Genomic DNA, 12,437 nt, shown 5'->3' with positions numbered 1-12,437 from the left:
TTGTCGACATCCGGCGGGTGATTTCCGTCTCCGCGGTGAAGGTTGGCTCGTCCGGCGCGTAGTTTTGTCGGCTGGAAGTCCTGGCCTGTCGGCCGGGGGTCCGGGGGGCGTCCCCCGGAATGACGCAGCAGCGACTCACACGCGTCGGTAGGAGCAGTCTTGGGACGGAAGATCGGCAGCCGTTACACCGCGCACCAGATCCTGGGGCGGGGCAGCGCCGGCACGGTGTGGCTGGGCGAGGGACCGGAAGGGCCCGTCGCCATCAAGTTGCTGCGCGAGGATCTCGCCTCCGACCAGGAGCTCGTCGGACGCTTCGTACAGGAGCGCACGGCCCTGCTGGGGCTGGAGCACCCGCACATCGTCTCCGTCCGCGACCTGGTCGTGGACGGCAACGACCTCGCGCTGGTCATGGACCTGGTCCGGGGCACCGATCTGCGCACCCGCCTCGACCGCGAGCGGCGGCTCGCCCCCGAGGCGGCGGTCGCGATAGTCGCCGACGTCGCGGACGGGCTGGCGGCCGCCCACGCCGCCGGGGTCGTGCACCGCGACGTCAAGCCGGAGAACGTGCTCCTCGACATGCAGGGCCCGCTGGGCCCGGGCGGCGCGCACCCGGCCCTGCTGACCGACTTCGGCGTGGCCAAGCTGATCGACACTCCCCGCCGGACCCGCGCCACGAAGATCATCGGCACGCCGGACTACCTGGCCCCGGAGATCGTCGAGGGCCTGCCGCCCCGGGCCGCGGTCGACATCTACGCCCTCGCGACCGTCCTGTACGAGCTGCTGGCCGGCTTCACCCCGTTCGGCGGCGGACACCCCGGCGCGGTGCTGCGCCGCCACGTCACGGAGACGGTGGCCCCGCTGCCGGGCATCCCCGACGAGCTGTGGCAGCTGATCGTCCAGTGCCTTGCCAAGGCGCCGGCCTCCCGGCTGCGGGCCTCCGAGCTGGGCGCGCGGCTGCGCGAGCTGCTGCCGCTGATCGCCGGGATGCCGCCGCTGGACGTCGACGAGCCGGACGTGGAGCCCGCGGAGGAGGCCGAGGAGGCGCCCGCGGCGGTGCGGTCCGGGGAGCCGGTGCGGCGGCGCGGCGCGGTGCCCCTGGTGCCGGGCGCGAAGCCGGCCGACTCCAACCGGGACACCCACACCTCGATGCGGGTGCCGGGGCCGGACGAGCTGGCCGGCGGGGCCCGCGGGACGGCCCGGGTGCCCCGGGCCGCCGGGGCGCCGAGGCCGGGATCGGCCCGCCACCGGGCGGTGACGCGGCGCAGGCGGATCGCCCTGGGGGCCGGTGCGGTGGTGCTGGTCGCGGCGGTCGGGGTCGGGACCTGGTGGGCGACCTCCGACGACGGCGCGGGGGCGACACCGCAGGACACGAAGCACTCGGCACCGGCGTCCCCCTGACCTCCGCGTCCCGGTCGTCCCGGGCCGGGGCCGGTTCGCTCCACCGCGCGTGCGGGGTGCCGCCGCGCCCACCCGTGCCGCCCCAGCGGCACGACTGCCCGCGGCTGCGGCGTCGTAGCCGGACGCTCGTCCCTCGGCGGAGCCGTTAGGCTGGAGGGCGTGGCAGTCGTCGATGTATCCGAAGAGCTCAAGTCCCTCTCCTCGACCATGGAGTCGATCGAGGCCGTTCTGGACCTCGACAAGCTGAGGGCAGACATCGCCGTGCTCGAGGAGCAGGCGGCCGCGCCGTCCCTGTGGGACAACCCGGACGAGGCGCAGAAGATCACCAGCAAGCTGAGCCACCTGCAGGCCGAGGTGCGCAAGGCCGAGGCGCTGCGCGGGCGGATCGACGATCTCTCCGTGCTCTTCGAGATGGCCGAGGAGGAGGACGACCCGGACACCCGCGCCGAGGCCGAGTCCGAGCTCACCGCCGTCAAGAAGGCGCTGGACGAGATGGAGGTCCGCACGCTGCTGAGCGGCGAGTACGACTCCCGTGAGGCGCTGGTCAACATCCGCGCCGAGGCGGGTGGCGTGGACGCCGCCGACTTCGCCGAGAAGCTGCAGCGCATGTACCTGCGCTGGGCGGAGGGCAAGGGCTACAAGACGGAGCTCATCGAGACGTCGTACGCCGAAGAGGCCGGCATCAAGTCGACCACCTTCGCGGTGCACGTGCCGTACGCCTACGGCACCCTCTCGGTCGAGCAGGGCACCCACCGCCTCGTGCGCATCTCGCCCTTCGACAACCAGGGCCGCCGCCAGACCTCCTTCGCGGGTGTCGAGGTGCTCCCGGTGGTCGAGCAGACCGACCACATCGAGATCGACGAGTCCGAGCTGCGCGTGGACGTCTACCGCTCCTCGGGTCCCGGCGGCCAGGGCGTCAACACCACGGACTCCGCGGTGCGCCTGACCCACATCCCCACCGGCATCGTCGTCTCCTGCCAGAACGAGCGGTCGCAGATCCAGAACAAGGCCACCGCGATGAACGTCCTCCAGGCCAAGCTGCTCGAGCGGCGCCGGCAGGAGGAGCAGGCCAAGATGGACGCGCTCAAGGGCGACGGCGGCAACTCCTGGGGCAACCAGATGCGTTCGTACGTCCTGCACCCGTACCAGATGGTCAAGGACCTGCGCACCGAGTACGAGGTCGGCAACCCGGAGGCCGTGTTCAACGGCGAGATCGACGGGTTCCTGGAGGCCGGTATTCGCTGGCGCAAGCAGCAGGAGAAGTAGCCTCCCCGAGTACCTTTGTCGACTTGACAACTGCCGCCCCTGTGGCGGCAGTTGTCGTTTGTCTGGGTTTTACATCACACTCACAGGTTCCAACTCCCTGTAAACGAGACGCAAGTGGACATTGCGCACGCAACGGCCTTGACGTTGCTTTGAAAAATCGGAAGGGTAAAGCGTGGCATGCGTATCTCTGGGGCGCATGTGAACCGGGGGGCTTCGTAGCTGTCTCCGTCGATCACGGCCCCGAGCGCCGCCCTACTGACGATCAGCTACTGGGGGTAGCACACATATGACGAAGAAGACGCGGATCCGCGTCGCGCGGATAGCCGCGGGCGCCGTGATCGCCGCGGGTGCCTCGCTGACCGCCGCAGGCGCCGCTTCCGCCCTGGACATCAGTGTCGGGGTGAGCGCCGACGGTGGCACCACCGGGGGCGACCCTTCCTGTGACATCGCGACCAACCCGGACTGCCCGCCCGGCGACACGACCGGTGGTGACACCACGACCGGTGGTGACACCACGACGGGCGGTGACACCACGACGGGCGGTGACACCACGACGGGCGGTGACACCACGACGGGCGGTGACACCACGACCGGTGGTGACACCACGACGGGCGGTGACACCACCACCGGCGGCGGCGCCGCCGCGATCGGCGGCACCGTCTCTATCGGTGGCACCACCACCGGCGGCGACGACAGCACCGGCGGCAGCAACTCCGGTGGCAGCAGCAACTCGGGCGGCAGCAGCAACTCGGGCGGCAGCAGCAACTCGGGCGGCTCCGGCAACTCCGGTGGCTCCGGCAACTCGGGCGGCAGCGGCAACTCCGGCGGTTCCGGTTCGACCGGTGGCGGCAGCAGCTCGACCGTCGGTGGCGGCAGCTCGACCGGTGGCGGCAGCAGCAGCTCCACGGGCGGCAACGAGACCGACCCCAACGGCGGCTCCAACGACTCCACCCAGGAGGAGGGCTCCTCGGCCCTCACCGACACCGGCAGCTCGACCAACACCTCGGCCCAGGGCAGCGGTGGGCAGCTCGCCGAGACCGGTGCCGGCCAGACCGCGTTCCTGCTGGTCGGCGCGGCCACGATGATCGCCGGTGGCGTGGGCTTCCGGCTGCTGCCGCGTCTCGTGGGCGGCCGCGGCGGTACGGCTGCCTGACGGTAGCCGCCCCGGCGCACACCGTGTGCGACGACGTACGACGAAGGGCCCGGAGCGTGCCTCGCTCCGGGCCCTTCGGGCGTCCTGGTGCCTCTGTGCGGGCGTTACGCGGTCTGGTGGGCGAGCAGCGCGACGGTGGCGATGAGCACCGCCAGCAGCGCGATCAGCGCCATGGGGTTCAGACCCGCGAAGAAGTTCTCCTGCTGCAGCCGCTCGCGGTTCGCGCGGCACACGGGGCACCGGCCCTCGCTCACGGGCGCCGCGCAGTTAGCGCACACCAGCCGGTCGTACGTCATGCGCTCGCCCTCCTTGACCCACGGTTTCACTGGAAGAACGCTCGGAGGTCGGCGAACGTTCCCTTCTCTACTGTGCCAGGTTCCTCGGAAGGGTGCGCGGGGGTCGCTGCGACAGGGTGCGTGCTGTTCGTCTCGTCGCCGCCGGTGCACAAAAGACGCATCCAGTACCCAACCCGTGCTCGCGCCTGCGGTCGCCCTCCGGACTCGCGTATGGTCACGCTCATCTACCCCCGGCTACCCGTGGTGCATCCGTGATCCGATTCGACAACGTCTCCAAGGTCTACCCCAAGCAGACCCGCCCCGCACTCAGGGATGTGTCCCTGGAAGTGGAGAAGGGCGAGTTCGTGTTCCTCGTGGGGTCCTCCGGCTCCGGTAAGTCCACCTTCCTGCGGCTGATCCTCCGCGAGGAGCGGTGCAGCCACGGTCAGGTGCACGTGCTGGGCAAGGACCTCGCGCGCCTCTCCAACTGGAAGGTGCCGCAGATGCGGCGCCAGTTGGGGACGGTCTTCCAGGACTTCCGGCTCCTGCCGAACAAGACGGTGGCGGAGAACGTCGCCTTCGCGCAGGAGGTCATCGGCAAGTCGAAGGGCGAGATCCGCAAGTCCGTGCCGCAGGTGCTCGACCTCGTCGGGCTCGGCGGCAAGGAGGACCGGATGCCCGGCGAGCTGTCCGGTGGCGAGCAGCAGCGTGTGGCCATCGCGCGCGCCTTCGTCAACCGGCCCAAGCTGCTCATCGCCGACGAGCCCACCGGCAACCTCGACCCGCAGACCTCCGTCGGCATCATGAAGCTGCTCGACCGGATCAACCGCACCGGTACGACGGTGGTCATGGCGACGCACGACCAGAACATCGTGGACCAGATGCGCAAGCGCGTCATCGAGCTGGAGAAGGGCCGCCTCGTCCGCGACCAGGCCCGCGGCGTCTACGGCTACCAGCACTGACGCACCTGACGACTGTCCACGGAAAGGCCTGAACAACACGCCATGCGCGCCCAGTTCGTACTGTCCGAGATCGGTGTCGGTCTCCGCCGCAACCTGACGATGACGTTCGCCGTCGTCGTCTCTGTCGCCCTGTCCCTGGCGCTCTTCGGTGGGTCGCTCCTGATGAGCGACCAGGTCAACACCATGAAGGGCTACTGGTACGACAAGGTCAACGTCTCGATCTTCCTCTGCAACAAGAGCGACGCGGAGTCGGACCCCAACTGCGCCAAGGGCGCGGTCACCGAGGACCAGAAGAAGTCGATCCTCGCCGACCTGAACAAGATGGGCGTCGTCCAGAAGGTCACCTACGAGTCGCAGGACGACGCCTACAAGCACTACAAGGAGCAGTTCGGCGACTCCCCGCTGGCCAGCTCCCTCACACCGGACCAGATGCAGGAGTCGTACCGGATCAAGCTGAAGGACCCGCAGAAGTACCAGGTCATCGCGACCGCCTTCGACGGGCGGGACGGCGTGCAGTCCGTGCAGGACCAGAAGGGCATCCTCGACAACCTCTTCGGGCTGCTCAACGGCATGAACTGGGCGGCGCGGGCGATCATGGCCCTGATGCTCGTGGTGGCGTTGATGCTGATCGTCAACACGGTGCGGGTGTCCGCGTTCAGCCGGCGGCGCGAGACCGGGATCATGCGCCTGGTCGGTGCCTCGGGCTTCTACATCCAGGCGCCGTTCATCATGGAGGCCGCGGTCGCGGGGCTCATCGGCGGGACGGTCGCGTGCGGCTTCCTGGTGATCGCCCGGTACTTCATCATCGACCACGGCCTCGACCTGTCCCACAAGCTGAATCTGATCAACTTCATCGGCTGGGACGCCGTGCTGACCAAGCTGCCGCTGATCCTCGCGACGAGTCTGCTGATGCCCGCGCTGGCGGCGTTCTTCGCGTTGCGCAAGTACCTGAAGGTGTGACGCATGCCAAGGGGGCCGTACGGTCAAGAAGCCGTACGGCCCCTGTCGTTGTCCTAGACTCACCGGCATGTCAGGTCGTGACCTGTTCTGCCAGCCCCGCCGCGGCCGCCGCGGGGCCGCCCTGACATTGCTCTTCACCGGTGTCCTCGTCGCCGGCGCGGCCACGGGCTCCTTTTCGGACCTCGACCGCAAATCCGCTGCCGGACAGGCCCGTTCGGCCGTTCCGGCCGGGCACCACGGGGACGTCACCAGGGCCGCCGAGGAGGCTTTGGCCGACGGCAAGTCCCCCATGGAGGCCGCCGAGCGCGCCGTCAGCCGCAGCGGGGACCGCTGGGGCGCCGTGTACTCCCAAGGCGAGTACGAGGAGTTCCAGGAAGCCCTCGACGGCCGGTACACCGGCGTCGGCCTGTGGGCGCGGCGCGAAGGCGACGGCCGGATCGAGGTCACCAAGGTCGCTTCCGGATCCCCCGCGGCCGACGCCGGGATCCACCAGGGCGACCGGCTGCGCAGCATCGACGGCCGGGACGTCGACGGGCAGCCCGTCACCGAGGTCGTCTCCTTACTGCGCGGCGACGCCACCGACGCCCCCGCCGGCACGGCGGTCCGGCTCGGCCTGGAGCGGGGCACTCGCGCGTGGACGCAGACGCTGCGGCGGGCCCGGCTGTCCACCGACTCGGTGACCGTCCGCAAGCTCCCCGGTGGTATCACCGTCATCAAGATCGCCGCGTTCACCAAGGGCTCAGGCGACCTCGTCCGCACCGCCGTGCGCCGGGCCGGCGCCGACACCGGCGTCATCCTCGACCTGCGGGGCAACTCCGGTGGCCTGGTCACCGAGGCCGTCACCACCGCCTCCGCCTTCCTCGACGGCGGCCTCGTCGCCACGTACGACGTGGACGGCGAGCAGCGCGTTCTGCACGCCGCGGCCGGCGGCGACACCACCAGACCCCTGGTCGCGCTCGTCGACGGCGGCACGATGAGCGCGGCCGAGATGCTCACCGGGGCCCTGCAGGACCGCGGGCGCGCGGTCGTCGTGGGCTCCCGCACCTTCGGCAAGGGCTCGGTCCAGATGCCGAGCAGGCTCCCCGGCGGTTCCGTCGCCGAACTCACCGTCGGCCACTACCGCACCCCCTCCGGGCGCACCGTCGACGACCACGGCATCACTCCCGACCTGGAAGTGGACCGGGCCGACGGGCCGCTCGCCGTCCAGCGGGCGGAGACCGTGCTCAGCGGCCTGGGCGACGCGGATTAAGGACTGGCCCCGGGCCCCCCGCGTAGTGCGAAAATGGACGGCACTATGAGCAAGGGAATGTACGTACCCAAGGAGGCCCAGCCCAAGCAGGGCGGGGGCGCCGCCAAGGCCAAGGACGGCGAGAAGGGCGGCAAGCGCAAGCTGGTCGCCCAGAACAAGAAGGCCCGGCACGACTACGCGATCATCGACGTCTACGAGGCCGGCCTCGTCCTGACCGGCACCGAGGTCAAGTCCCTGCGCCAGGGCCGTGCCTCGCTGGTGGACGGCTTCGTCCAGATCGACGGGGGCGAGGCGTGGCTGCACAACGCCCACATCCCCGAGTACGCCCAGGGCACCTGGACCAACCACTCCGCGCGCCGCAAGCGCAAGCTGCTGCTGCACCGCGAGGAGATCGACAAGCTGGCCGTCAAGTCGGAGGAGACCGGTCACACCGTCGTGCCGCTCGCCCTGTACTTCAAGGACGGCCGGGCGAAGGCCGAGATCGCGCTGGCGCGAGGCAAGAAGGAGTACGACAAGCGCCAGACACTGAGGGAGAAGCAGGACCGGCGGGAGTCGGACCGCGCCATCGCGGCGGCGAAGCGCAAGCAGCGGGACGCCTGACCTCGCGGGAATACGGTGGCATCGGCGGGCGTTGGTCACGTACGATGGGACTGCACCCCACAGAGGGTGCGCGGTTTGAAAACACAACATGGGGATGATCGGTTTCGACAGCGGCTGTCGAAGCAGGGGAAGCGTGTCGAGAAAGCGGCCATGATCTCGTAAACCACAGGCCGAAACAAATAATCGCCAATTCCAAGAGCGATTCTCCCGAGCTTTTCGCTCTCGCTGCCTGATCAGGTAGTGATCGAATAGCTCCTTGACGGGAGTGTCAGCCCGGGGGTGTTCCCGACCCGGATCCTGGCATCAGCTAGGGGACTAAACCTTGATCCCGGTCACGGGGTGAAGAGGGAAATCAAACAGTGACTGGGCCCGTCGGCGACTTGTTCGCGTGATCGCCGGGGCCGAGAAAATCGCAGCGAACTGCACACGGAGAAGCCCTGGTTCCGCACCGTTGGACGCGGGTTCGATTCCCGCCATCTCCACTCCTCATGTGAGGGCCCGGTGGTCTCAGACCACCGGGCCCTCGGTGTGTTTATGGGGTCCGGCTCCATATCCGCGACTGGTTCACGCTTCTACGGTCCCTCCCCATGACACACACCAGAGCCGCAAGCCGTCCTGCCCGCCTGGCGACCCTGCTGATCGCCCTGACCGCTCTGTTCGCCCTGATCCCCTCGGGTCAGGCCCGTGCCGCCTCCCTCCAGGAGGTCACCGGTTTCGGGTCCAACCCCGGGGCCCTGCGCATGTTCCGGTACGTCCCCGCGGGTCTGCCCGCCGGCCGCCCGGTCGTCGTCGCCCTGCACGGCTGCACCCAGGACGCCGCCGGGTACGGCACCGGCAGCGGCTGGATCCAGCTCGCCGACCGGTGGGGCTTCTCCGTGGTGCTGCCGCAGCAGACATCCGCGAACAACGTCTCCTCCTGCTTCGACTGGTTCCAGACCGGCGACATCGAACGCGGACAGGGCGAGGCGGCGAGCGTCGCGCAGATGGTGGACCGCCAGCTCGCCGACACCGCCGGCGACGCCTCACGCGTGTACGTCACCGGGCTGTCCGCCGGCGGCGCCATGACCGCCGTGATGATGGCGGCCTATCCGGAGAAGTTCGCGGCCGGCGGGGTCGTCGCCGGACTGCCCTACGGGTGCGCGCAGGCCGCCGGATCGCCGTACGTGTGCATGTACGTCGGCGCCACGCAGACCCCGGCGCAGTGGGGCGACCGGGTGCGCGCCGCCCGGCCCGGGTACTCCGGGCCCTGGCCGACGCTGACCGTCTTCCAGGGCACCGCCGATTACACCGTCAAGCCGGTCAACATGACCGACCTGATGCGCCAGTGGACGAACGTGCACGGCGCCGACCAGAGCGCCGACGTCAGCGACACCGTGGCCGGCTATCCCCACCAGGTCTTCAAGGACCCGGCGGGGAACCCGGCCGTCGAGACGTACAGCATCACCGGCATGGGACACGGCCAGCCGGTGGACCCCGGCAGCGGTACCGAGCAGTGCGGGGCCGCCGGGGCCTACCTCCTGGACGTGAACCTGTGCGCCGCCTACCGGCTCGGGCAGGCCTGGGGCCTCAGCGCAGGCTGAACGTCGACAGCCGTACGCCCTTGCCCAGGACCAGATAGACGTCCCCGCGGCCCTTCGCCGCCGCCGACAGTTTCGCTGTCACCGTCGTGTAGTCGTACGGCGACGAGGTGCCCGCGAAACGCGCGGTCGCGGCGAGGGGCCCGGTGGGCGAGCCCAGCCGCACCTCGACCGGCCCGGCGGAGCCGGCGACGCGGGCGCTGAACTCGCCCGCGCCCTTGGCCGGCCGGGTGTCCGCGAACTTCAGCCACGCGCCGTCGGAGGCCGCCGACACCGCCGTACCGGCGGCCTTGGACTCGTCGACGAGGTGGATGCCCGCGGAGTAGTCGTCGAAGTTCTCCGCGCGCGTGACCTTCGACAGGTCGCGGGGCGGGATCGTCTCTCCGTCGACCCGCCAGGCCGTCCGGGCGGGCAGGTCGGCGGACGAGGAGCCCACCAGGACGTCGTACGTGCCCTTCTCCACGACCCACTTGGAGCGGGTGACGTCCCAGTGCGCCAGGTCCGAGGGCCGCACCTTCAGCCGTACCGTCCGGGTCTCGCCCGGGTTCAGCGACACCCGCTGGAAGGCCTTGAGCTGCTTCAGCGGCTGCTCGTCGCGGGAGGCGCGCTGGTGGACGTAGAGCTGGACGATCTCGGCACCGCTCCGGCCGCCCGTGTTGGTGACCGCGACCTCGTAGCCGCCGTTGACCTGCCTCACCTTGCCGTAGCGGAACGAGGTGTACGACAGCCCGTAGCCGAAGGGGTAGAGCGGCCGGCCCGTGAAGTACTCGTAGGTGCGGCCGGACTTGATGATGTCGTAGTCCAGGAGGGAGGGCAGGTCGGACTCGGATCGGTACCAGGTCTGCGTGAGCCGGCCCGAGGGGTTCGCGTCGCCGTAGAGCAGGTCGGCCAGGGCGTTGCCGGTCTCCTGACCCGCGTGGGTGGTCCACAGCAGCGCCGGGACCTCCTTCTGCAGCGGGCCGAGGGTCGTCGGGTAGCTGTTCTCGACGATCACCACCGTGTGCGGGTTGGCCGCGCGCACCGCTCTGACCAGGGACTCCTGTGCGGGTGCCAGGCCCATGTCGGTGCGGTCGTGGGCCTCGCGGCCGTTGATCGACGGGTCGGAGCCGACCACGACGACCGCCGCGTCCCGGCCCTTCACCGCCGCCACCGCGTCGGCGGCGCCGCTGCGGACCACGTCCTTCGTGTAGTGCGCGGCCCGGTCCATCGGCACCAGCCCGAGCGTGCCGTCCGTGCCCGTCGGGCCGAGGTAGACCGGGTTGGCCCACCAGGACTCCTGGGTCTCGTAGCCGGCGTACCGCAGCAGGTACGTGCCGTCGTCCTGCGCCTCCAGCTTGAACTGCTGCTGGACGTACCAGCCGTTGGGCTGCGTCTGGTCGTTGACGAAGCCGGACCAGTTGTAGCCGACGTACCTGCCGTTGGCGGCCGAGCGCAGGGTGACGATGCCCGAGCCCCAGTCGAACACGTCGAACTGGGCGTCCGTGCCCGCGGTCGTGGCGCTCTCCTTCAGCGCCGCGCCCGCGTCGCCCGCGCCCGCCGTGACGTACTTCCCGGTCGCCGTGTCCTTCAGCGCGATCCGGTCGACGCCCTCACTGCTCGCGACGGAGGTGCCGAGCTTGGCCTCGATGCCGTCCTTGGGCGTGACGGCGTAGGGCAGGGTGCCCGAGTACCAGTCGGTGTACAGGGTGTCGGCGAGCGGGCCGACCACGGCCACGTCCTTCGCGGACTTCTTCAGCGGCAGCGCGCCCGCCTGGTTCTTCAGCAGCACCGCCGCCTCGGTGGCCGCCTTCCGCGCCAGCCTCCGGTGCGCCGGGCTGTCGATGACGGAGGCGTCGATGGAGCCGTACTTTCCGCCGCCCGGGTCGAACTCGCCGAGCCGGACGCGGACGTCGAGCACGTCACCCGCGGCCTTGTCGACGTCCGACTCCTTCAGCAGGCCGTCGGCCAGCGCCGACTTGATCGCCGTGGTCGTCGGCCCGGAGTCCCGGTCGTTGTCCGTGAAGCTGTCGATGCCGGCCTTGAGCGCCGCCGCGTCGGCCTCCGTCTGGGTGCCGTAGTACTTCTGGCTGCCGACCAGGTTCCCGGGCGCGTAGGCGTCCGTGACGTTGAGCAGCCGCTGGGAGGTCCAGGTGCGGACGGTGTCGTCGAGGGCCGGGTTCACCGTGTTCGGGCGGCCGTTGACGAGGTTGTACGAGGACATCACGCCGGTCGCCGCGTCCGCCTCGATCGCCGGCTTGAAGGCCTGCTCGTCGTACTCCTTCGCGACGCGCGGGCGCAGTTCGGAGCTGGTCGTGTCGCGGTGGGCCTCGTTGTTGTTGGCGAGGAAGTGCTTGAGGGTGGGGGCCGTCTTGAGGTGGTCGGGGTCACCGCCCGTCAGGCCCGTGCCGTACGCCGTCGAGATCGCGCCCGTGAGGTACGGGTCCTCGGAGTAGCCCTCCTCGTTGCGTCCCCAGCGCGGGTCGCGCAGCGGGTTGACCACCGGCGCCCACAGGTTCAGGCCCCAGCCGTCCGGGCGGGTCTGCTGGAAGCCGCGGGCCTCGTCGCCGACCGCCGAGCCGACGTCCCGCATCAGCGCAGGGTCCCAGGTGGAGGCCAGCCCGACGGCCTGCGGGAAGACGGTGGCCTTGCCCAGCCAGGCCACGCCGTGCAGGGCCTCGGTGCCGGTGCGGAACGACTGGATGCCCAGGCGGGGAATCGCGGGCTGGTACTGGTGGAGCAGGGAGACCTTCTCGTCCAGGGTGAGGCGGCCGAGGAGGTCGGCGACCCGGGCGTTGACCGGCAGGCCCGGATCGCGGAAGGGATACGGGGGGTCGGCGTGCGCGGGCACGGCGGCGCCGAGCGCGGCGACCAGGGTGAGGGCCAGGACGTACGCGAATCTGTGTCTTCTCTTGCCTGTCATGACGCGGCTCCCTCAGGTAGGGCCCAAGGCCCTGCCGTCACATTCCCGCCTGCCCGGCGGGGCCTGGCACGCACGCTCGCGGCGTTGCGATCGCACGC

General features: G+C 70.4%; 10 protein-coding genes and 1 other RNA gene. 9 read left to right on the top strand and 2 right to left on the bottom strand.

Annotated features, from left to right (window positions below; all coding sequences use genetic code 11):
• Positions 1-159: 159 nt before the first annotated feature.
• From LN251_RS09910 to LN251_RS09900, 3 genes are all read left to right on the top strand, one after another.
• Positions 160-1,398, top strand: a complete 1,239-nt coding sequence (locus LN251_RS09910) for a serine/threonine-protein kinase (protein ID WP_458244075.1) — start codon at positions 160-162, stop codon at positions 1,396-1,398.
• 159 nt (positions 1,399-1,557) lie between these two features.
• Complete coding sequence (gene prfB, locus LN251_RS09905; protein ID WP_249840568.1) at positions 1,558-2,664, top strand: peptide chain release factor 2; 1,107 nt, start codon at positions 1,558-1,560, stop codon at positions 2,662-2,664.
• 286 nt (positions 2,665-2,950) lie between these two features.
• Positions 2,951-3,817 carry a hypothetical protein gene (locus LN251_RS09900; RefSeq protein ID WP_458244074.1) on the top strand — a complete coding sequence of 289 codons (867 nt, stop codon included), beginning with the start codon at positions 2,951-2,953 and terminating at the stop codon, positions 3,815-3,817.
• Positions 3,818-3,921: 104 nt separating this feature from the next.
• Here LN251_RS09900 and LN251_RS09895 read toward each other — a convergent pair whose 3' ends face one another.
• Positions 3,922-4,113 (bottom strand): hypothetical protein, encoded by a 192-nt coding sequence (locus LN251_RS09895; protein WP_058928376.1) that lies wholly within the window; start codon positions 4,111-4,113, stop codon positions 3,922-3,924.
• Positions 4,114-4,364: 251 nt separating this feature from the next.
• On the opposite strand from LN251_RS09895, the gene ftsE reads away from it, so the two are divergent.
• The 6 genes from ftsE to LN251_RS09865 all read left to right on the top strand — a co-directional run bounded on the left by ftsE (position 4,365) and on the right by LN251_RS09865 (position 9,443).
• Entirely contained in the window at positions 4,365-5,054 is a 690-nt protein-coding gene (gene ftsE, locus LN251_RS09890; RefSeq protein WP_030943440.1) for a cell division ATP-binding protein FtsE, read from the top strand.
• Between the two features lie 42 nt (positions 5,055-5,096).
• Positions 5,097-6,014, top strand: a complete 918-nt coding sequence (gene ftsX, locus LN251_RS09885; protein ID WP_458244073.1) for a permease-like cell division protein FtsX — start codon at positions 5,097-5,099, stop codon at positions 6,012-6,014.
• Between the two features lie 67 nt (positions 6,015-6,081).
• Positions 6,082-7,263 carry a S41 family peptidase gene (locus tag LN251_RS09880; RefSeq protein ID WP_458244072.1) on the top strand — a complete coding sequence of 394 codons (1,182 nt, stop codon included), beginning with the start codon at positions 6,082-6,084 and terminating at the stop codon, positions 7,261-7,263.
• 57 nt (positions 7,264-7,320) lie between these two features.
• Entirely contained in the window at positions 7,321-7,863 is a 543-nt protein-coding gene (smpB, locus tag LN251_RS09875; RefSeq protein WP_458244160.1) for an SsrA-binding protein SmpB, read from the top strand.
• A gap of 90 nt (positions 7,864-7,953) precedes the next feature.
• Positions 7,954-8,348, top strand: a transfer-messenger RNA (tmRNA) gene (gene ssrA / locus LN251_RS09870).
• A 102-nt stretch (positions 8,349-8,450) separates the two neighbouring features.
• The gene (locus LN251_RS09865; protein WP_458244071.1) at positions 8,451-9,443 is read left to right on the top strand and encodes an extracellular catalytic domain type 1 short-chain-length polyhydroxyalkanoate depolymerase; all 993 of its coding nucleotides are present in this window, start codon (positions 8,451-8,453) and stop codon (positions 9,441-9,443) included.
• Here LN251_RS09865 and LN251_RS09860 read toward each other — a convergent pair.
• The gene (locus tag LN251_RS09860) at positions 9,430-12,339 is read right to left on the bottom strand and encodes a glycoside hydrolase family 3 C-terminal domain-containing protein (RefSeq protein WP_458244070.1); all 2,910 of its coding nucleotides are present in this window, start codon (positions 12,337-12,339) and stop codon (positions 9,430-9,432) included. The two genes, LN251_RS09865 and LN251_RS09860, sit on opposite strands and share 14 nt — an antisense overlap.
• Between the last annotated feature and the right edge of the window lie 98 nt (positions 12,340-12,437).

It is taken from the genome of Streptomyces sp. MAI_2237 (genome assembly GCF_054189285.1).
This window is presented reverse-complemented; position numbering and strand designations above follow the sequence as displayed.

Coding starts and splice junctions, on each gene's coding strand:
- LN251_RS09900 (WP_458244074.1), top strand. CDS start 2,951: ATGACGAAGAAGACGCGGATCCGCGTCGCGCGGATAGCCGCGGGCGCC.
- LN251_RS09895 (WP_058928376.1), bottom strand. CDS start 4,113: ATGACGTACGACCGGCTGGTGTGCGCTAACTGCGCGGCGCCCGTGAGC.
- ftsX (WP_458244073.1), top strand. CDS start 5,097: ATGCGCGCCCAGTTCGTACTGTCCGAGATCGGTGTCGGTCTCCGCCGC.
- LN251_RS09880 (WP_458244072.1), top strand. CDS start 6,082: ATGTCAGGTCGTGACCTGTTCTGCCAGCCCCGCCGCGGCCGCCGCGGG.
- smpB (WP_458244160.1), top strand. CDS start 7,321: ATGTACGTACCCAAGGAGGCCCAGCCCAAGCAGGGCGGGGGCGCCGCC.
- LN251_RS09865 (WP_458244071.1), top strand. CDS start 8,451: ATGACACACACCAGAGCCGCAAGCCGTCCTGCCCGCCTGGCGACCCTG.
- LN251_RS09860 (WP_458244070.1), bottom strand. CDS start 12,339: ATGACAGGCAAGAGAAGACACAGATTCGCGTACGTCCTGGCCCTCACC.